The organism is Streptomyces reniochalinae (assembly GCF_003323735.1).
GTDB classification, from domain to species: Bacteria; Actinomycetota; Actinomycetes; order Streptomycetales; family Streptomycetaceae; genus Streptomyces; species Streptomyces reniochalinae.
Window position 1 is genome coordinate 123,198 of sequence record NZ_QOIM01000026.1, and the last position, 19,751, is coordinate 142,948.

The 19,751-nt window shown below is 71.1% G+C and carries 14 protein-coding genes; 8 read left to right on the plus strand and 6 right to left on the minus strand.

The genetic code is table 11. The features are described 5' to 3' along the window. Positions 1-276: 276 nt before the first annotated feature. Both DQ392_RS08285 and DQ392_RS08290 read left to right on the plus strand, forming a co-directional pair. A complete protein-coding gene (locus tag DQ392_RS08285; RefSeq protein ID WP_245981264.1) occupies positions 277-2,424 on the plus strand; it encodes an ABC transporter transmembrane domain-containing protein in 2,148 nt (715 codons plus the stop codon). 32 nt (positions 2,425-2,456) lie between these two features. Then, the gene (locus tag DQ392_RS08290; protein ID WP_114015011.1) at positions 2,457-4,268 is read left to right on the plus strand and encodes an ABC transporter ATP-binding protein; all 1,812 of its coding nucleotides are present in this window, start codon (positions 2,457-2,459) and stop codon (positions 4,266-4,268) included. A gap of 191 nt (positions 4,269-4,459) precedes the next feature. On the opposite strand, the gene DQ392_RS08295 is transcribed toward DQ392_RS08290, so the two are convergent. Next, on the minus strand, positions 4,460-5,257 hold the full coding sequence (locus DQ392_RS08295) for a metal-dependent hydrolase (protein WP_114014867.1): 798 nt from the start codon (positions 5,255-5,257) through the stop codon (positions 4,460-4,462). A gap of 199 nt (positions 5,258-5,456) precedes the next feature. Between DQ392_RS08295 and DQ392_RS08300 the strand changes: the two genes are divergently transcribed. Next, positions 5,457-7,985, plus strand: coding sequence for a DEAD/DEAH box helicase (locus tag DQ392_RS08300; protein ID WP_114014868.1), 2,529 nt, complete (start codon positions 5,457-5,459; stop codon positions 7,983-7,985). Between the two features lie 61 nt (positions 7,986-8,046). Continuing rightward, positions 8,047-8,955, plus strand: coding sequence for an acyl-CoA thioesterase II (gene tesB / locus DQ392_RS08305; RefSeq protein ID WP_114014869.1), 909 nt, complete (start codon positions 8,047-8,049; stop codon positions 8,953-8,955). An 81-nt stretch (positions 8,956-9,036) separates the two neighbouring features. Here tesB and DQ392_RS08310 read toward each other — a convergent pair whose 3' ends face one another. Then, positions 9,037-10,080: a DUF6397 family protein gene (locus tag DQ392_RS08310; RefSeq protein WP_220182600.1), complete on the minus strand. Its 1,044-nt coding sequence runs from the start codon at positions 10,078-10,080 to the stop codon at positions 9,037-9,039. A gap of 101 nt (positions 10,081-10,181) precedes the next feature. Further along, positions 10,182-10,574: a roadblock/LC7 domain-containing protein gene (locus tag DQ392_RS08315; protein WP_114014870.1), complete on the minus strand. Its 393-nt coding sequence runs from the start codon at positions 10,572-10,574 to the stop codon at positions 10,182-10,184. Between the two features lie 221 nt (positions 10,575-10,795). Between DQ392_RS08315 and DQ392_RS08320 the strand changes: the two genes are divergently transcribed. Further along, the gene (locus tag DQ392_RS08320) at positions 10,796-11,413 is read left to right on the plus strand and encodes a class I SAM-dependent methyltransferase (protein ID WP_114014871.1); all 618 of its coding nucleotides are present in this window, start codon (positions 10,796-10,798) and stop codon (positions 11,411-11,413) included. A gap of 82 nt (positions 11,414-11,495) precedes the next feature. Here the strand turns inward: DQ392_RS08320 and DQ392_RS08325 are convergent, their stop codons facing one another. Beyond that, positions 11,496-12,410 carry an oxygenase MpaB family protein gene (locus tag DQ392_RS08325; RefSeq protein WP_114014872.1) on the minus strand — a complete coding sequence of 305 codons (915 nt, stop codon included), beginning with the start codon at positions 12,408-12,410 and terminating at the stop codon, positions 11,496-11,498. Between the two features lie 110 nt (positions 12,411-12,520). On the opposite strand from DQ392_RS08325, the gene DQ392_RS08330 reads away from it, so the two are divergent. After that, complete coding sequence (locus DQ392_RS08330; RefSeq protein WP_114014873.1) at positions 12,521-13,303, plus strand: hypothetical protein; 783 nt, start codon at positions 12,521-12,523, stop codon at positions 13,301-13,303. Between the two features lie 733 nt (positions 13,304-14,036). Here DQ392_RS08330 and DQ392_RS08335 read toward each other — a convergent pair. Next, positions 14,037-14,219 carry a hypothetical protein gene (locus DQ392_RS08335; protein WP_114014874.1) on the minus strand — a complete coding sequence of 61 codons (183 nt, stop codon included), beginning with the start codon at positions 14,217-14,219 and terminating at the stop codon, positions 14,037-14,039. Between the two features lie 297 nt (positions 14,220-14,516). Here DQ392_RS08335 and DQ392_RS08340 point away from each other — a divergent pair, with 297 nt between their 5' ends. Next, positions 14,517-17,447: a DEAD/DEAH box helicase gene (locus tag DQ392_RS08340; RefSeq protein WP_114014875.1), complete on the plus strand. Its 2,931-nt coding sequence runs from the start codon at positions 14,517-14,519 to the stop codon at positions 17,445-17,447. Continuing rightward, positions 17,444-18,868, plus strand: coding sequence for an SWIM zinc finger family protein (locus DQ392_RS08345; RefSeq protein WP_114014876.1), 1,425 nt, complete (start codon positions 17,444-17,446; stop codon positions 18,866-18,868). Before DQ392_RS08340 ends, DQ392_RS08345 begins: the two co-directional genes overlap by 4 nt. A gap of 59 nt (positions 18,869-18,927) precedes the next feature. Here DQ392_RS08345 and DQ392_RS08350 read toward each other — a convergent pair whose 3' ends face one another. Further along, positions 18,928-19,728, minus strand: coding sequence for an SGNH/GDSL hydrolase family protein (locus tag DQ392_RS08350; protein WP_114014877.1), 801 nt, complete (start codon positions 19,726-19,728; stop codon positions 18,928-18,930). Positions 19,729-19,751: the final 23 nt, after the last annotated feature.

Below are 19,751 nucleotides of genomic sequence, written 5' to 3' on the forward strand. Positions count from 1 at the left end.
CTCCATCCTCGCATTGGCCTGAACCGTGACGCCGCCCGGGAAAACCCGTTGCCATTCCGCGAGTGACCGGATGAGATCGGCGGACACCCGCCGGGCCCCCGTCGCCCGGCCCGCACGGGTGCGTCCCGCATGCCCGCTCGCCGCATTCGCTCCGCACGTCTGTCCGCCGGCCGACCACGGCCTCTCCTGACCCGGCTCCCACGGACCCCGACACGTCGCAGCGCGCCTCGCCTCCCGCACCCGGCCGCCCGCGCTTGCGCAACCGTTTGGAACGTCATGCAGATTCGCGACCTCCCCTACTCCGACCCCGGCGACCCGGACGTCAGGTCGGGCTTCCGGCTGCTCGTGTGGCTGGGCCGCCGCCAGCTCGGCGGCCAGCTCAAGGCGTTGGGCTGGGGCGTGCTGCACCTCGCCTCCATCGCGTCCTTCCCCGCCGTCGCCGGCTTGGCCGTGAACGCCGTCGTGGACCGCTCGGGTGCCGGACTCACCCGGGCCGGAGCGGCGATGCTGGCCCTCACCCTGGCCGTGACAGTCGGCGACACGATGCTGCATCGGGTCGCCGTCACCAACTGGATCACCGCCGCCGCACGCATCCAGCAGCTGCTCGCCCGCCGCACCGCCGCCCTGGGCTCCACGCTCACCCGCCGCGTCGCGGCCGGCGAAGTGGTCGCGGTTTCGACAGGAGACATCGAGCGCATCGGCTGGTGCGTCGAAGCGGTCTCCCGCTTCAGCGCCGCCCTGCTGACCACGCTGGGCGTCTGCGCGGCCCTGGTGGTCTACCAGCCGCAGCTGGGGCTCCTCGCCTGCGCCGGCATGGTCGCTCTGGCACTGACCGTGCTGCCACTCCTCCCCCGGGCGACCCGGCGGGCCGACGCGCAACGCGAGAAGGCCGGACGCGCGACCGAACTCGCCGCCGACACCGTCGCCGGTCTGCGCGTCCTGCGCGGCATCGGGGGTGAGGAACTCTTCCTCGCCCGCTACCGCCGAGCGTCACAGGAGGTACGGCGGGCTGCCGTGCGGACGGCACGCATGTGGTCGTTCATCGAGGCCCTCCAAGTCGCCCTGCCCGGACTGCTGCTGATCGCGGTGGTGTGGTACGGCGCCGGGCTGGCGGTGGACGGCCGTATCGCCGTAGGCGAGCTGGTCATGGTGTACGGAGCCATCAGCTTTCTCCTCATGCCGCTCCAGCTCTTCGGCGAGTTCGCGATGTCGTACTCCTTCTCGCGCCCTTCGGCCGCCCGCGCGGCACGCGTCCTGGCACTGCGGCGGTCGGCCGGTGAGGACAGCTGCGCGAGCCGCCGAGACGAGCGCGGGAGCCACCGGAGCGGCGAGTACGCGGCCTCTGATCTCCCGGCCGGCCGCACAAACGGCTCGGAGGGACTGTACGACCCGGTCACCGGGCTGCACGCGCCGCCCGGGATGCTCACCGCCGTGGTCTGCGGCGACCCGGACGCGGCCGGACACCTCGCGGAGCGGCTGGGCGGACACCCGGCGTCCATGGCCGGGGGCCGCAGCGACGGGAACGAGGGAGAACAGCAGCCGACCGGCACGTCCGTCTCACCCGGCTCCGTCCCACTCCGCTCCCTCCCGCTCGACTCCGTGCTGCTCGACGGCGCACCGCTGGACGGCATGACGCTTGAGCAGGCGCGCACCGCCGTCCTCGTCCAGGACAAGGACCCGGTACTGCTCTCGGGGACTCTCACCGACCTCTTCGACGTGCCGGCCTCCGGCGCGGTGACTCCCGCCAGGGCCCTGGCTGCCGCCCAGTGCGGCGACGTGCTGGAAGCCCTGATCCAGGGCAGCCCGGACGCGGAGGGCGACGCGATGCGGGCCCGGATCACCGAGCGAGGGCGTTCGCTGTCGGGAGGCCAGCGGCAGCGGCTCGCCCTCGCCCGCTCGCTGCTGACCGACCCGCGCGTACTGGTTCTCGACGAACCCACGTCGGCCGTCGACTCGCACACCGAGGCACGGATCGCCCGGGAGCTCGGACGGCTCAGGTCCGGTCGGACGACCGTGGTCCTCTCCTCCAGCCCACTGCTGCTCGACCGCGCCGACCGCGTCGTCTTCCTGCACGAAGACAAAGCCGCCGCGAGCGGAACGCACCGCGACCTCCTGCGCACCCACGCCGCGTACCGAGCCGTCGTCAGTCGCGAACCGGATGATCCCGGCTCCGAAGGCCCCCGGCCCTTCCGGGCACACGCTGCGGCGGCGAACGGCGCTTCGCCGCGCAGCAGCGAAACGACCGAGGACGGCACGTCAACCGAGGACGGCACGTCAGCTGCGGACACCGCAGCAGCCAGGAAGGCCACGCCGGCGGGAAACACCGCGTCAGCGGGGAGCAGCGCGTCGGCGAGGAATGACACGTCGGCGAGGAGCAGCGCGTCATCGGGGCGCGTCCACAGCGAGGAGGTCGAGTCCGCGTGAGCGTCCGGAGCACCGCGACGCAGGGGGCGGCCGTGCCGGCCTCCGCATCGCCGCACAGCCGATGGTTCGGGGTGCCCGCCCCCGCGTACGACCCGTCGGCGCCCGAGGACGTCACCATCCTGCCTGTCGGGTCTCCCGCGACGGTGCGGTCCTATGTGCGCGCGTTGCTGCGGCGTCACCGCCGCGCCTTCGTCCTGCTCGTCACGGTCAACAGCATCGCCGTCATCGCCTCGATGGCCGGGCCGCATCTGCTCGGCGGGGTGGTCGACGACGTGGCCGCCCATGAGCGCCAACTGCACCTGGTCCGCGTCACTGTCCTGTTCGCCGTCGCGCTCGTGGTGCAGACCGTCTTCACCCAGCAGGTACGGCTGCGGGGCGCGATGCTGGGCGAGGAGATGCTGGCGGACCTGAGAGAGGACTTCCTCGTGCGCTCGGTGGCGCTGCCGCCCAGCGTCCTGGAGCGGGCCGGAACGGGCGACCTCCTGTCCCGGATCACCACCGACATCGACCGGCTGGCCGACGCCATGCGCAAGGCCGTACCCCAACTGGCCGTGGGGCTGGTATGGACGGTCCTGTTGGTCGGTGCTCTGTGCCTGACAGCGCCGCCTTTGGCTCTTGCGGTGCTCATCGCGCTTCCCCTGCTCGTGATCGGCTGCCGGTGGTACTTCCGCAGGGCGCCACACGCCTACCGGGCCGAGGCCGCCGGTTACGCGGCCGTCGCGGCCGCGCTGGCCGAGACCGTGGACGCGGGACGCACCGTGGAAGCGCACAGGCTGGGTGCACGGCGGGTGGCCCTCTCCGAGCGGCGGGTCGGAGAGTGGACGGCCTGGGAACGCAGGACCATGTGGCTGCGCACTGTCCTCTTCCCCGTCGTCAACCTCAGCAACATGCTGATCATCGGCGGCGTGCTGCTGCTCGGCGGCGCCTTCGTGATGGAGGGCTGGATCAGTGTGGGCCAGCTGACGACCGGCGCGCTGCTGGCACAGATGCTGGTCGAGCCGGTGAACATGATCCTGCGCTGGTACGACGAGCTCCAGGTCGCCCAGGTCTCGCTGGCACGGCTCGTCGGAGTCCGGGAGATCGAACCGGACAGCGGCGTGGGCGGTCTCACCCCCCGGGGAAAGGACGTGCGCGCGCGTCAGGTGCGGTTCGGCTACCTGGCCGATGTGGACGTGCTGCGCGGCATCACGCTCGATGTGACCCCCGGCAGCCGTGTGGCGCTCGTCGGTCCTTCCGGGGCGGGCAAGTCCACACTCGGGAGGCTGCTGGCGGGCATCTACGGGCCACGTCGGGGAGAGGTCACTCTGGGAGGCGAGCGGCTGAGCGACATGCGCGCGGAGGACGTGCGTCGCCATGTGGCGCTCGTCAACCAGGAGCACCATGTCTTCGTCGGCACCCTGCGCGACAACCTGCTGTTGGCCTCCCCGAAGTCCGGCGATGCCGAGTTGTGGTCCGCGCTGGCCGCCGTGGGGGCGGACGGCTGGGCCACCGCGTTGGCGGACGGGCTCGACAGCGAGGTCGGATCCGGGGGCATGACGATCACTCCGGCGCAGGCCCAGCAGATCGCACTGGCCCGCCTGGTTCTGGCCGACCCGCACACACTGGTGCTCGACGAGGCGACATCCCTGCTGGATCCCCGTGCCGCACGGCATCTGGAACGTTCCCTGGGCCAGGTCCTCGCGGGCCGTACGGTGGTGGCGATCGCCCACCGTCTGCACACGGCCCACGACGCGGACGTCATCGCGGTGGTCGAGGACGGACGCGTCAGCGAACTGGGCAGCCACGACGACCTGGTGGCGGCCGACGGCCCCTACGCGGCGCTCTGGCGCTCGTGGCACGGATGACGCGGCCCGGCGCGGGCCCGGGGCCGTGCTGGGTTGGTGCGCTCGCACCACGGGTGCCGTTGCCAGGCGCGGAACCGTGACAGGGGGAGGAACCCGCGGCACGGGCGGCCTGGTCCGGCGCGGGTCCGAGGCGAGCCAGGACGCTCGCGGCGCGGACGGCCCGGTCCGGCGCCGCCCCGTGGCGGGTCGGTTCAGGTGCCTATGAAGCCGAGGGCGACCAGGCTGCCCGCTCCGCCGAGCACCATGAACGCCGGCATCAGTACGGCGTTCTCGATCCAGGCCCCGGCGCGGAAACGCATGAACCGGGGGGTGCCCAGCGGGTACCACCGCTTGCCCGCTATCGGGATCGGCCACAGGACCGGGCAGCCGGAGACCGTCAGGGCGTCTCCGATGTTGTGCACCAGCGCACCGAGCGCGATCGGCACGCCCATCCACAGGTACTCCTGGCCGTCGCCGGTGAACAGCCAGCCGGCTCCATTCCCCGGCTCCTCCAGCAGGCCCGCCAGGATCCAGGCGCAGGCGGCTCCCAGGAGCCACACCAGCACGTCGCTGGACACCCGGGCCATCCGCCACAGCAGGCCTTCGACGGCGAGCACCACATGGATGAAGAGGATGACCAGCACGGCCCAGCGGCCCCACAGGGCAGCCGCCGTGGAGAAGCCGGCGCCTATGAACAGCGCCCACGGCCACGTGTGGGTGAGGGTGCGGTGTCCTCCTGAACGGTGACGCTCCCCGCGCGAGCGGGTGCCGTTGTAGACGGCCGTGGACAGCTTGTCGATCACTCCGCACAGAAGGTGGGAGATGGGTCCGAAGGCCCGGGAAATGGTGGCGGACTTCTGGTCGAGGTCCGGTGCTAGAGCAGCCCCGGCGCACAACAGGGTGCCGACGACCACCACCAGCCAGGGCATCGGGTGGTCGAGTGCGGCAGCGGCGGCTCCCACACCGAGCCAGGCAGTTGCCCCCGACAGCGAGTGCGCCGGTCCCATCATGCGTATCCCCGCCCTGTTCTGTGCGTCGCGTCCCTCGCGGTCCCGCGGCCGGGACTGGGCCCCGCGCCCCCGCGCTGTTCTCCTCCGGGCCCGGCGCCCGGCTCGCCCGCCGGTCTGACGCCCGGTCGGCCACACAGCGTAGCGCTCGATGATCACCCGGAACCCACCGGTTCCCTGATCGGCCGGGGCAGGGGGCAGTATGGGGGGCGTGACAGCCACCCTTATCGACCAGATGCCGAGCGACGCCGACCCCGACGCCCTCTTCGAGTCCTTTTCCGGGTGGGCGCAGGAGCGGGGCATCTCGCTCTATCCCGCCCAGGAGGAAGCGCTGATCGAGGTGGTCTCCGGGGCGAACGTGATCCTGTCGACGCCGACCGGGTCCGGCAAGAGTCTGGTGGCGGCGGGGGCTCATTTCGCGGCGCTCGCCCACGACAAGGTGACTTTCTACACCGCACCGATCAAGGCGCTGGTGTCGGAGAAGTTCTTCGACCTGTGCAAGCTCTTCGGTACCGAGAACGTCGGCATGCTCACCGGCGACGCCTCGGTCAACGCCGATGCCCCAGTGATCTGCTGCACGGCCGAGGTGCTCGCCTCCATCGCCCTGCGCGACGGCGCCGACGCCGACATCGGCCAGGTCGTGATGGACGAGTTCCACTTCTACGCCGAGCCCGACCGGGGTTGGGCCTGGCAGATTCCGTTGCTGGAGCTGCCACAGGCCCAGTTCATCCTGATGTCGGCCACACTGGGTGATGTCACACGATTCGAGAAGGATCTCACCCGCCGTACAGGCCGCCCGACGGCCGTGGTGCGGTCCGCGACCCGGCCGGTGCCGCTGAGCTACGACTACCGCACCACGTCCCTGACGGAGACACTGACCGAGCTGCTCGAAACGCGTCAGGCGCCCGTTTACATCGTGCACTTCACCCAGGCGCAGGCGGTGGAGCGGGCGCAGGCGCTGATGAGTATCAACATGTCGACCCGGGCGGAGAAGGACGAGATCGCCAAGGTCATCGGCAATTTCCGCTTCACCACGAAGTTCGGCCGCAACCTGTCCCGCTACGTGCGGCACGGCATCGGCGTGCACCACGCGGGAATGCTGCCGAAGTACCGGAGGCTGGTGGAGCGGCTGGCGCAGGCGGGGTTGCTGAAGGTCATCTGCGGCACGGACACCCTCGGGGTCGGCGTCAACGTGCCGATCAGGACGGTGCTGTTCACCGCGCTCAGCAAGTACGACGGCAGCCGGGTGCGCACGCTGCGCGCCCGCGAGTTCCACCAGATCGCCGGCCGGGCCGGGCGCGCCGGTTTCGACACCTCGGGCTACGTCGTCGCGCAGGCCCCCGAGCACGTGATCGAGAACGAGAAGGCGCTGGCGAAGGCAGGCGACGACCCCAAGAAGCGTCGCAAGGTCGTCCGCAAGAAGGCTCCGGAGGGCTTCGTCAACTGGAGTCAGCAGACCTTCGAGAAGCTGATCGCATCCGACCCCGAGCCTCTCAACTCCCGCTTCCGGGTGACGCATGCGATGTTGCTGTCGGTGATCGCGCGTCCCGGCGACGCGTTCGCCCAGATGCGCCGGCTTCTGGAGGACAACCACGAGGACCGCCGCTCCCAGCTGCGGCACATCCGGCGGGCCATCGCCATCTACCGCTCGCTGCTGGACGGCGGGATCGTCGAACGGCTGGACGAGCCGGACGCGGAGGGCAGGACCATCCGGCTGACCGTCGATCTCCAGCGGGACTTCGCCCTCAACCAGCCGCTGTCCACCTTCGCGCTCGCCGCTTTCGAGCTGCTGGATCCCGAGTCGCCCTCCTACGCGCTGGACATGGTCTCCGTCGTGGAGTCGACGCTGGACGACCCCCGTCAGATCCTCGCCGCGCAGATGAACAAGGCGAAGGGCGAGGCGGTCGCGCAGATGAAGGCCGACGGGATCGAGTACGAGGAGCGGATGGAGCGGCTGATGGAGATCAGCTACCCGCAGCCGCTGGAAGAACTGCTGTTCCACGCCTACGGCCTCTACCGCAAGTCCCACCCCTGGGTCGGCGACCACCCGCTCTCCCCCAAGTCGGTCATCCGCGACATGTACGAGCGCGCGATGACCTTCAGCGAGTTCGTCTCCTTCTACGAACTCGCCCGCACCGAGGGAATCGTGCTGCGCTACCTGGCGAGCTCCTACAAGGCCCTGGAGCACACCGTCCCGGACGACCTCAAGTCGGAGGACTTCCAGGACATCATCGAATGGCTCGGGGAGATGGTGCGACAGGTCGACTCCAGCCTGCTGGACGAATGGGAGCAGCTGGCCAACCCGGAGGATGAGACGGCGGAGGAGGCCCAGGAACGGGCCGACCAGGTCAAGCCCGTCACGGCGAACCCCCGGGCCTTCCGCGTCCTGGTGCGCAACGCGATGTTCCGCAGGGTGGAGCTGGCTGCGCTCGACAAGTGCGCGGAACTGGGCGAGATGGACGCGGACGCCGGCTGGGACGAGGACGCCTGGGCGGAGGCGATGGACGCCTACTGGGACGAGTACGACGAGCTGGGCACGGGGCCCGACGCCCGGGGGCCGCGGCTGCTGCGGATCGAGGAAGTACCCGAGGACCGGTTGTGGCGCGTACGGCAGACGTTCGCCGATCCCCGCGGGGATCACGACTGGGGTATCTCGGCCGAGGTCGATCTCGTCGCCTCCGACGAGGAGGGGCGTGCGGTGGTCAAGGTGACCGATGTCGGCCCGATGTGAGCACGGCGAGCACTGAGCCGATCGAGACGGCGTCCTTGGACGTGAGAAGGGAACGCACGAGATGACCGGGCCGAGCCCAGCGGAACGCCTTGTCGACCTGCTCGACCTGGAGGAGATCGACCTCAACATCTTCCGGGGACAAAGCCCCCACGAGTCCCTCCAGCGGGTCTTCGGCGGGCAGGTGGCCGGGCAGGCGTTGGTGGCGGCCGGGCGCACAGTGGGCGACGAGCGGCCCGTGCATTCGCTCCACGCGTACTTCCTGCGTCCGGGCACGCCAGGCGTGCCCATCGTGTACCAGGTGGAGCGGGTACGGGACGGACGTTCCTTCACCACCCGCCGCGTGGTCGCCGTGCAGCGGGGACGCACGATCTTCAATCTCACCGCCTCCTTTCATGTGCGGGAGCCCGGATTCGAGCACCAGTTGCCGATGCCCGACGTGCCGGAGCCGGAGAGCCTGCCGAGGCTCGCCGACGAGATCCAGGCGCACCTCGGCTCACTTCCCGTGCCGCTGGAGCGCATGGCCCGCCGTCAGGCGTTCGACCTGCGCTATGTGGAACGGCTGCGCTGGACGCCGTCCGAGTTGCAGGGCGTCGAGCCACGCAGTGCGGTATGGATGCGTGCGATCGGGTCGCTGGGGGACGACTCTCTCGTACACACGTGCGCGCTGACCTACGCCAGCGACATGACACTTCTGGACGCCGTGCGGCTGCCTGTCGAGCCGCTGTGGGGCACGCGGAACTTCGACACGGCGTCTCTCGACCACGCCATGTGGTTCCACCGCCCGTTCCGCGCCGACGAGTGGTTCCTCTACGAGCAGGAGTCCCCCATCGCGACGGGAGCGCGAGGGCTTGCCCGAGGCCAGATCTACGACCGTGAGGGCAAGTTGATCGTCTCCGTCATGCAGGAGGGGCTGTTCCGCCCGCACCGCACCGACGCGGACGAAGCCGCCCCTGGCCGGAGCAGCTCGTAGCCCTCTTCCCGCGCCGTGCCCCTCGCGATGCACAGCGCTTCCCCGACAGGCCGGATATCTCCGCTCCCGGCCTGTCAGCGGTCAGTGGGCCGGGCGGACGGAGGGCTTCGGTTTACGGCGCCTGAGCAGCGCCCAGCGCTTTCGTGGCGCAGGCACGGATGTCTCAGGCGTAGGCGTCAGTGGCCGTGGCGTGACCGGATCGGGCCGTTGATCCCCACTGGGGCCCGGGAGGAAGGCCGTGGGCTCCGCCCGCCCAGGCACACCGGCAAGGGCTCCGTGGGACGCAGGGATGCCTGCCGGGGAAGGCGCGATCGCCCTGGCGCTCTCCAGTTCCGCCTCCAGCATCAGCCGGTGCCAGCGCACCTCTGACTCCCCTTCGGCCAGACAGAGCTTCTCCAGCATGGCCTGCGTGGCCACAGACTCGCTGCGCACCTTCAGCAGCGCGGGCCGCAATCGCGCAAGCTCGCTCCGCTCGCGGGGGTCGGGCACGGCTTCGACGAGGGCCTCCTCGCCCAGCACGCTCGACTTGGCGGCGGCACGCTCCCACGCGGTCTCCGCCTGCCTGGACAGTTGCGCCACCCGCCGCGCTCGCCAGCCGGGAGCACGGTGGTCGGTCCCGGCGGCCAGCGCGGCGCGCATACCCGCCGGCAGGCGCCCCGCCAGCAGTGACGGGTTGTTCTCCGCGAATTCCCGCAGTTCGTCCGCTCGGTAGAGCCAGACCAGCACACGGTAGCGATTCACGTAGAGAGCGACCGGCCTGAAACAGCCTGCCCTGGCGAGGCGGGCGAAGCGCGAGGCACTGATGTCCAATAGTTCCGATGCCTCGTGCGCCCCCATGACGCGTAGCCTCTCCCGCAGTCCGCTGGGGAAGTCCGCAGCTCCTTTGATCCGTTCCAGCTCCTCCCGCGGCACCCTGCGTGGCCGACCGGGCGGTCCCGGCACGGTGCGTACTTCCTCGATCTGCACCGCCAGTTCGAACTCCCCCAACCGCAGACCGAGCTCCTTGGCGGCCGTGCTCACCGCCACCTCACCCGCGAGCGGCCTCCCCGCGGCCCTTTTCCGTGCCTCGCCGGCCGCGGGCGGAAACGGCGTCGCCGAACGGCGTACGTCGGACTTCTCTCGCATGCGTCATCCCCGTCGTTGCTCACGTTCCTTGCGTGGGAAACGACGATAGCCCGCCGGCGCTCCTGCCGCCCGGCCTGTGGATAACTCTGTGAAACCCCAGGTCAATGGCTATTTCGGATCGCGAGCCCGAGGTGTTCGCCGACGCGGTTGACCAACAGCGTCATCTCGTAGGCGACTTGCCCGACGTCGGCCTCGGCGCCGGCGAGGACGCACAGACAACTGCCGTCGCCCGCGGCCGTCACGAACAGCACGCCCTCGTCGAATTCGATCATCGTCTGGCGTACCCGCCCCGCCTTGAAGTGCTGGCCGCTCCCCTTCGCCAAGCTGTGCAACCCGGAGGAGACCGCGGCCAGATGCTCGGCGTCCTCCCGGTCGAGTTCCTGGCTGCTGCCCGTCACGAGCCCGTCCGTGGAGAGAACCAGCGCGTGCCGGACCGAGGAGATCCGCTTCGTCAGGTCGTCCAGCAACCAGTCAAGTCCCGTGTTCAGTGCCACCCCGCGCCCCCTTTTCCTCGGCATCCGCCGTGCCACCCTTACCCATGAGAGCACCGTCAGCAACCATGAGGTTCTGTTTCGTCGCGCACAGTTACACCCCTGTCGCTCCTGTCACACACGTATCACCGATCAGAGGGCGCTTCGCCGTCTTTTCTCCTCCGGATAGGGCACAGAAGGCCGCGTGGGACCATGAGGTGAGGCCGGCACGCGAAGATGTGGGGATGAGACATGACTCGGCTGACGGCCGTGCCGCGGTTCGGAAGTTCTTCACCGAACGCGCCGCACGCTGGGACACCCGGTTTCCCGACGACGGCCCCGCCTACGCCGCGGCCGTCGCCAAGGTGGGGCTGCGCCCGGGCGACACCGTTCTGGACGCGGGATGCGGTACCGGAAGGGCCCTGCCGGAACTCCGCTCCCGGGTAGGGGCGTCGGGAACGGTGCTCGGTGCCGACCTCACCCCGGCGATGCTGGACGAAGTGGCGCGCGCCGGCCGGCAGCCGGCGGCCACCGCCCTGCTGCTTGCGGACGTGGCCCGGTTGCCCCTGCGGGACGGCTGTCTCGACGCGGTCTTCGGCGCCGGCCTCATCTCGCATCTCCCGGGCCCCGGCAGCGGGCTCAGTGAGCTGGCCCGCGTCGTACGCCCGCAGGGACGCCTGGCCCTCTTCCACCCCTTGGGGCGCGCGGCGCTTGCAGCCCGTCAGGGGCGGCGGATCACCCCGCAGGACATCCGGGCCGAACCGCGCCTGCGGCCCCTGCTGGCGGCCACCGGCTGGCGAATGCTCTCGTACGTGGACGAGGACGAACGGTATCTCGTCCTGGCGGAGAGAGAGGCGGTCTGATCCGTGGCCGTCCCGCGCTCCCGCACGGCTTCGGCGCCAGGGCGCACGCGATGCCAGTGGCTCCTGGGGAGCCCCGGGGGCCTCAGCCCAGGGGTTCACCGTGGGCGTGCGGAACAGGGCACACGACCGGGCCCGCTCCGCCCTTCGCCGGGAAGGTACCCAGGTCGGCTGTCCGATAGCCCTCGGGATAGCCGGGGTAGCTCCTGATCTCCGGGTTCTGCCGTGCGTAGTGAGGGCGGCGGCGCGGCGGCAGCAGTCGCACGCTGCGCGCGCGCAGGCGTAGGGCGCTGCGCACCAGGCCACGGGCGGCCGGGGCCGGTCGCGGGTAGCGGAAGGCCCGGAGCAGGGAGTCGTCCAGCAGGGCCAGGCTCGCGTTGCGCACCAGGGGGCCGAGCGGCCGCGGGTACCAGGAGGCCATCAGGTCGAGCGTGGCGTCGGAGACCTTGCGTCCCCCCTCGCTCCAGTCGAAGTGGGCGTCCTCGTACGCGTCCAGGCATCGCTCGAACTCCTCGTAGGTGCGCGGCACGTCCTTGATGCCCATGTGGCGGCCCAGCGTCCGGTAGTGCTGGGCGATCGCCCGCAGCTCATGTGCTGTCAGCCGCCGCCAGCCGAAGCGGTCGAGCCAGCGTTTGGGCGTCACCACGAAGGTGCACAGCACGTAGCGCATGTCGTCGTTGGAGATGTCGTAGGCACGGTGCATCTGGTTGATCCGCCGGATGGCGCCGCGCCCGTGGACGCTGTCGAAACCGTGCTCGACCACCGCGTCCAGCAGCAGCGCCGTGTCGTCGTAGCGCTTCTGGGGCCGGTCGGTGAGCTCCGCCGTCCTGGCCAGCAGGCTGCCGATGCTGGGCACCGCGTAGGTGCGGTACAGCGCGAGTTCGAGAGCGCGCGTGATGTCCCAGGGGAACTCGTAAGCCGCGATCAGCCGGTAGATCTCGTGCGCGTCGCGCTCCGGGTCGAGCCGGAGAATGTACTTGAGTCGGTCGTAACGCCCCACAGCGTGCCCCTCTCTGCCGATCGTGCGTCCGTCCGGGCAAGGCCGAGTCTGTTGCGGACGCCCTCCGAAAGCTATGGTCACCGGGACGCGGTAGAAAGGGGAGGCCGTCGGTGGCTGAGGACGAGGATTCGCTCTATGTACTGACTGCCGTGCTGTTGACGCCGGCCCAGTTTCCGAGCGTGCTGGGCGACGACTACCCCGCCGCCTGCGACAGGCTGGGGTTGAAGCCGTTCGCCGAGGGGTACGGGCTCGTCTTGGGCCAGGACGGGGCGGGCGCACGGTGGACGGTGGTGTCCGAGGACGTCACGCAGGTGGCCTGCGCCGTAGCCGCGTGGGACTGCGGTATGGAGTTCGACCTCTCCCCCGACGAGCGGTACGTCGTGGACGTACTGCCGGGGTGGCCGCTGGCGCTGTCCGTCTCCGCGCCGGGCGTGCCGGAGCCCCACGACCCGAGTCGGATACCGGCGGCGGAGGGGAACGGAGCGGTTCTCTGTCCGCCCGACACCTCCGCGTGGGGCCCCGCCCAGCGACGGCTCGGAGCGGACGAGATCGCGCTTCAGTGGGCGCAGTGGCGGGCCCAGGTCGAAGAAGACGTCGAGTTCGTGGAGACAGGAGCGGACCCGGACCCACAGGTGCGGCGCGTTCTGGAGGAGGTTCGCGCCTACGTGGACACGCCACCGCCGCCCGGACGGATCCGCTCGGCGTTCGCCTCGGGCGAGGCGCGCACACTCCGCGCCGACGGACCGGGATGGAGCGTCGTGGCACGCACGGACGACATCGCTTTCGTGCTGCTGGACGAGGCCCCGGGGGAAGTACGCCCGGTCGGCCGCGGTGACGAGCTGCCGGACCTCCTGTCCGCCCTCGACGGCATCGCCGTGCGGCCCGCCGCCTAGGCTCTGTCCCTCGTTCACCATCAGGGCTCCCGACGCATCGGCGAACGCCGACCGCGGACGATGTCGCACTCAGCCGCGGCGGTGTCATGTGCTTCACCGACCACGTCGCAGCCTTCACCCACCTCAGGCACGCGCTCGTGCCCGCCCGCCGCCTCGCGTTCCTCGGCCCGCAGCCCGCGAACCCGGACAGCGCCCTACCCCCGCGCGACCACCGCACTCTCGCCGTTCCTGCGTGAGCCGCCCCCCGCCTCCGGGGGTATGGGGCGCTCCTCGACCCGGCGCGCATCCGCCAAGTCCTCGCCGACAGCGGGTCCACCGACATCGACGTGGCTCCGGTCGAGGCGCCCATGGCCTTCGGCGCCACCGCGGGCGACGCCACCGACTTCATCTTCTCCATGGGGCCCGACGCGCTACAACCTGCGCGATGTCGACCCGGCGACCGTCGCCCGTGTCCGTACCGGAGTACTGGAGGCCCTCTCGGAGTTCGAGGCCGCAGACGGTGTCTGCATCCCCGGGGCAGTCTGGATCGTCACAGCGACGCGTGAGCGCACTCTTCGGGCAAGTGAGGCATCGTTCGGCAAGTGATCAGCGGGGGGTCGTGATCGAGGAGACAGGCACTGAACGGACAGGCACCGACCGCCGGGCGCCGGACCTTTCCGTCGCTGAGGACGCGGACGTGTTCTCGCCGAGGACGCGGACGGCCGCGTGGCGGACCGCCCCTCGACCGCGGGGACTACCGTCCCAGTTCCTTGCGACTGACTCTGCGGAGCCTGCGCCGCTGGGAGGGGTCCAGGGCCAGGTAGGCCACAGCAGGTACGCCGACGATCACCAACAGCGCGATCCAAAACGACGTGAGCCACCACAGGAACAGCCCTACGGCCACTCCACCCACGGCGATCTTGCCTCGGTTGGTCATTGCGATCCCTCCTCCGCACCGGCGGCGCTTCACCTCGCTCGTGCGCACGATGCCGCCTCTCACCCCATTGAACGCCATTCGGGCCGAACAGGTTCCCTCTCGTCGCCACAGCCACTCCGGAGCCGTCACCCGCCGCCACCCCGGAGCCGTCGCCACAGCCGCCCCGGAGTCGTCACCGCGGCCACCTCGGGACCCGTCGCCGCAGCCGCCTCGGGCAGCCGCTTCGCGGTCCGGCCCCGGGTGAGGTACCCTCGGCCGCCCCCTTCGCTAGTCAAACTTGAGGAGTGCATCAGCGCTGTGGCAGAGACCCTGGCAAGCCCGTCCTCGCTCCCTCGGCTCACCCACTGCGTGGCCGTGTTCTTGCCGGCCGACCCACCCCGCCGCTCCCGTGTGGCCTTCTGGCATCCCGACGGCGTCCCGCCGCGCAGCCCGGCCCCCGGGCAGGACGGCGCTTCGCACCCCCGGGAACCCGCGAGCCTGACCGTGCTGGTCCCCGACGGTCCCGATGTCACCGCGCAGGCCGTGCCCGCGCTCTGTCTGCCTGTGCACGAGGCACTCCCCGTGCTCACCCGCGCCTACGCCGCACGCCAGGAGGACGGCGTCGACGGTGCCGCGGCCTTCTGGGGCGCGGCCGCGCTGCAAGCGCTTCGGCTGGTCGCCCGAGGACGCGTACTGCCAGGGCTGAGCCCCGCCGGGTACGACGCATGGCGGCTCGGTCCCCTCACCGAGGATGACGCGTCCGCCGTCGCGGAGCTCGTGGCCGCCATGCCACCGTCCGCCCACGCCGTGCCGCTGCCAGGAGACGGGCCCCTCCGGATGCCCGCCCCCGACCCCCTGGCGCGGGCGTTCCTCGACGCCGTGGCCGACGCTCTTCCCCGTACCCCGGCGGCACCGCTGGCCACGGGGACGCACGCCTTCACCGGGGACGTACCGTCCACCGTTCCCGAGCTGCGTGCGTGGGCTTCGGAGATGACCGCGGGTATCGATGCCGCCGTCCGGCTCTCCCTGCGGATCGAGGTCGACGGTCTGCCCACCTCCTCAGGGACAACCGCTCCCAGCGAACGGCCCTCCTTCCGGGGAGTGCTCCAAGTGCGCTCGTCGGCCGACAGCACCGCCATCGCGGACGCGGCCGAGCTGTGGGGGACCTCGCCGACAGCACGGCGGTTCGGACCCGAGGCGCGTGCTCAGGTGCTCCTCACGCTGCGCCGCGCGGCGGCGGCCTGGGAGGCGCTTTCCCCGCTGCTGTCGGCGGCGGTGCCGGACACGATCGAGCTGGCCGAGGACGATGTCGCCGAGCTGCTGGGCGTCCGGGTTCCGCGGGCTCTGGCCGCGATCGGCATGCAGGTGCACTGGCCACGCGGCATCGCCCGCTCCTTGACGTCCCGCGCGGTCATCGGCCCCGGCGAAAAGCAGGACGGGCGAGCCGTAGGCGGACAGCGGCGCGAGGGTTGCGGACTTCCCTCCGTGCTGTCTCCCGACGCGCTGCTCCGCTTCGACTGGCGTTTCGCCGTCGGCGACCAGCAAGTCACCCGTGAGGAGCTCGACCAGCTCGCCGAAAGCGGCCGTCCCCTGGTCCGGTTGCGCGACCAGTGGGTCCTCATCGATCCGGAGCAGGTACGCACGGCGCGGCAGCGTGAGGACCGTGAGGTCGGCACTCTGGAGGCGCTCGACGCCGTCCTCACGGGCGCGACGGAAGACGGCGGTCAGCAGCTCGAGGTGGAGGCCACCGGGTGGCTGGAGACGCTGCGGGAGCGGCTGTCCGACCCCGAACGGCGAGAGGAACCGCCCCTGCCGCCTCCCGCGGGGTTGCACGCGACCCTGCGGGACTACCAACTGCGCGGGCTGGACTGGCTGCACAGGATGACCTCGCTCGGCCTGGGCGGGTGTCTGGCCGACGACATGGGGCTGGGCAAAACGCTCACCCTCATCGCGCTCCACCTGCGCCGCCAGGAGTCTTTGGACACGGCGGGGCCGACCCTCGTGGTCTGCCCGGCCTCTCTGCTGGGCAACTGGCAGCGGGAGATCGAACGGTTCGCCCCGGCCACCCCGGTGCGCCGCTACCACGGACAGGGGCGCTCGGTGGAGGGCCTGGCCGAGGACGAGTTCGTGCTCACCACGTACGGCACGATGCGCCTGGACGCGGCCGCGCTGAGCTCGGGTGGGGGCCGGGCGTGGGGGATGGTCGCGGCGGACGAGGCCCAGCATGTGAAGAACCCGTTCGCCGCCACAGCCAAGGCACTGCGGACGCTGCCCGCGCGAGCCAGGGTGGCGCTGACGGGCACCCCGGTCGAGAACAACCTCTCGGAGCTGTGGTCGGTGCTCGACTGGACCACCCCGGGGCTCCTGGGCCGTCTGGGGACCTTCCGCAAACGCTACGCGGACGCCGCCGAAGGGGGCGATCCGGTGGCGGCCGAACGTCTCGCGCGCCTCGTGCGGCCGTTCCTGCTGCGCCGGCACAAGTCCGATCCGGGCATCGCTCCCGAGCTGCCCGCCAAGACGGAGACCGACCGGGCCGTCGCGCTGACCGCCGAGCAGGCCGGGCTCTACGAAGCCGTGGTCCGGGAGAGCCTCGAGGCGTTGCGCGGCACGGACGGCTTCGAGCGCCGCGGTCTCGTGGTCAAACTGCTGACCTCGCTCAAACAGATCTGCAACCACCCCGTGCAGTACCTCAAGGAGGCGGAGGGCGGGCTGCCGGGGCGCTCGGGAAAACTGGAGCTGCTGGACGAACTGCTCGACACGCTGCTCGCGGAGGGCGCGAGCGTGCTGGTCTTCACGCAGTACGTACACATGGCCCGCCTGCTGGAGCGTCACCTGGCCTCCCGCGCGGTGGCCACCCAGTGTCTGCACGGCGGCACGCCCGTGGCGCGGCGTGAGGAGATGGTGCGCCGCTTCCAGGAGGGCGCCGCTCCGGTGTTCCTGCTCTCGCTGAAGGCCGCGGGCACGGGGCTCAATCTGACCAGAGCCAGCCATGTCATCCATTACGACCGCTGGTGGAACCCCGCGGTCGAGGCGCAGGCGACCGACCGCGCGTACCGCATCGGGCAGACCCAGCCCGTGCAGGTCCACCGGCTGGTCACCGAAGGCACCATCGAGGACCGCATCGCCGAGATGCTGCGCCGCAAACAGGCGCTGGCCGACGCGGTGCTCGGTTCCGGTGAGGCCGCGCTGACCGAGCTGACGGACGCCGAGCTCGCCGACCTGGTGGAGCTGCGGAAGGGGGCGCGTTGAACACGTACGACCGCGAGCCCGAGGAGAGTCACGTGTGGGGGGAAGACCTGTCCGACAGCTTCGGGCACGGAGAGGACGTGCCCGCGCGTGGGCACAGCACCGGAGGCGAAGAGGGCCGGGCGGCGGGGAGGGAGCGTGTCTTCTCCCCGTTGCCGCCCGCACAGGGCCGTGGCTTCGCCCGCACCTGGTGGGGACAGACCTGGCTGAAGGCGCTGGAGGACACCGCGCTCGACGGTCAGCAGCTCAAAAAGGGCCGCCGGCTCGCCCGGGAGGGCACAGTGGGTGCCGTCTCCGTGCGCCCTGGCCGCATCACGGCGGTCGTGCGCGGCGCCGACCGGACACCCTGCCGGGCGGACGTCCTGTTGCGCGAGCTGGACGAGTCCGAGTGGGATCGTCTGTTGGACGTGATCGTCGAACAGGCGGGGCACATCGCCGCTCTGCTGGACCGGGACATGCCTCCTCGGCTGGTGGAGGACGCCGCAGACGCGGGACTCGAACTGCTGCCCGGTATCGGCGACCTGGACCCTGAGTGCTCGTGCGACGCCTGGGACCACTGTCCGCACACCGCGGCGCTCAGTTACCAGATGGCGCGTCTCTTGGACGAGGATCCGTTCGCCCTGTTGCTGATGCGGGGGCGGGGAGAGCGGGAGCTGCTGGAGGCGTTGCAGACTCGCAGTTCCACCCGGGCCGCGGCGGAGTCGAGGGAGGAGGCGGAAGCGGGTGCCCGTGGAGCCGGACTCGAAGGGGTCGACGCGGCTGAGGCGTTCGCCCTCGGAGCCGTACTGCCGCCGCTGCCGACGGTGTCCGCGCCGGCGTCCGGAACCGCACAGGCCGCTGCCTTGTCGGACGGCTCTTCCGAGGCACCTGGTCTGGATCTCGACGCGCTCGGTTTCCTCGTCTCGGACGCGGGGAAGAGAGCCCGCCGGATGCTCGCGGAGGCACGGTCCCCTGGGCACGCCGACAGCCCGCTGCCCCGTCAGCTCACGCAGTGGGAGGACGCGGCGCGGCTGGCGGCTTCCCGTCCAGGTCAGGAGGTCACCGCTCGCCTCGCCGCGGGGTGCGGGCGTCGTGAGGAGGAGTTGGCGCAAGCCGCGGCGGCCTGGTCGTTCGGGGGCTCCGACGCCCTGACCGTCCTGGACGAGGAGTGGTCTCCCCCGGCCGACGTGCTCAGGCGTGCGCAGCAGCAACTGGACGCCGTGCGGGCCGAGGGTGAGCTGCCCGGCGCGCTGCGGTCCACGGGAGCACACTGGGACGCCGAAGGGGCGAACGCGCAGCTGCGATTCGGGCCGGACGGCCGGTGGTGGCCCTACCGCAGGCAGCGGGGGCGGTGGTGGCCCGCCGGAGGGCCGGAGAGGAATCCGGCCGAAGCGCTGACAACAGCGCTGGCGGACGAGGGGGAAGCGGCCGCGAACGGGATCTGAACACGCATGTGCCGCCGCCTCGTCGTCGCGAGACGGCGGCACATACGTTGGGGGGTGTCTCAGGCGAGCCCTTCCAGCACCGGGAGGTAACCGCCGGACTGCCCGGCCGCGGTGGGGTGGTAGGACTCGTCCACGGGCAGCGTGACGCTGTGCAGCCACTCGTCGCCCGAGCAGATCTCGTGGCCCGTGAAGGCGGGCCGCACGTCACCGAAGCTGTAGCCGTGGTCGGCGGCACGCTTGGCGGTGATGTCGTTCAGGTCGTCGGACGCCGCGTTGACGGCAGCACGGGACTTCTCGCTGATGCCCACGCTGCACTCGCCGTCGAGCTTGTACATGTGCGGGTATCCCAGCACCACGACCTTGGCCGACGGCGCCTTGGCGCTGATGGCGTCGTAGACGGCGTCGAGCTTGCCGGGGAGCGTGCCGGCGATGTAGTCGCGGGCCTGCTGCACGCGGGTCAGGCAGGCGCTCTCGCCCTGGGTGACGCAGGCGGTCATGGTGTCGCCGAAGCCCGCGTCGTTGCCGCCGATACTGATGCTCACCAGACCGGTGGAAGAGTTGAGGGGGGCGAGCTGACCGGCGAGCACGTCATCGGTGACCGCGCCCGAACAGGCCGTGAAGTCGAAGGAGGAGGGGGAGTTGGCGGCGCGCCAGAGCTCGGGGTAGGCGTTGGCGCTCCGTTTGCAGTCGCTCCCGTCGTAGTCCCCGGCGCCCACTCCCGCGGAGTAGGAGTCACCGAGGGCCACGTAACCGGTGGCGGCGCTCTCTTCGGCCGATGCGGTGGCCGCACCGGTGAGGGACGACAATCCTAGGAAGACGGCGACGGCGGTTGCCGTGGACGCCCATCTGCGCAGCTTCATGGGACCTCTCATGGATGGCACGG

Excerpts from the sequence above, each read along its gene's own strand:
- DQ392_RS08285 (WP_245981264.1), top strand. The coding sequence starts at position 277 with ATGCAGATTCGCGACCTCCCCTACTCCGACCCCGGCGACCCGGACGTC.
- DQ392_RS08295 (WP_114014867.1), bottom strand. The coding sequence starts at position 5,257 with ATGATGGGACCGGCGCACTCGCTGTCGGGGGCAACTGCCTGGCTCGGT.
- DQ392_RS08300 (WP_114014868.1), top strand. The coding sequence starts at position 5,457 with ATGGGGGGCGTGACAGCCACCCTTATCGACCAGATGCCGAGCGACGCC.
- tesB (WP_114014869.1), top strand. The coding sequence starts at position 8,047 with ATGACCGGGCCGAGCCCAGCGGAACGCCTTGTCGACCTGCTCGACCTG.
- DQ392_RS08310 (WP_220182600.1), bottom strand. The coding sequence starts at position 10,080 with ATGCGAGAGAAGTCCGACGTACGCCGTTCGGCGACGCCGTTTCCGCCC.
- DQ392_RS08320 (WP_114014871.1), top strand. The coding sequence starts at position 10,796 with ATGAGACATGACTCGGCTGACGGCCGTGCCGCGGTTCGGAAGTTCTTC.
- DQ392_RS08335 (WP_114014874.1), bottom strand. The coding sequence starts at position 14,219 with ATGACCAACCGAGGCAAGATCGCCGTGGGTGGAGTGGCCGTAGGGCTG.
- DQ392_RS08350 (WP_114014877.1), bottom strand. The coding sequence starts at position 19,728 with ATGAAGCTGCGCAGATGGGCGTCCACGGCAACCGCCGTCGCCGTCTTC.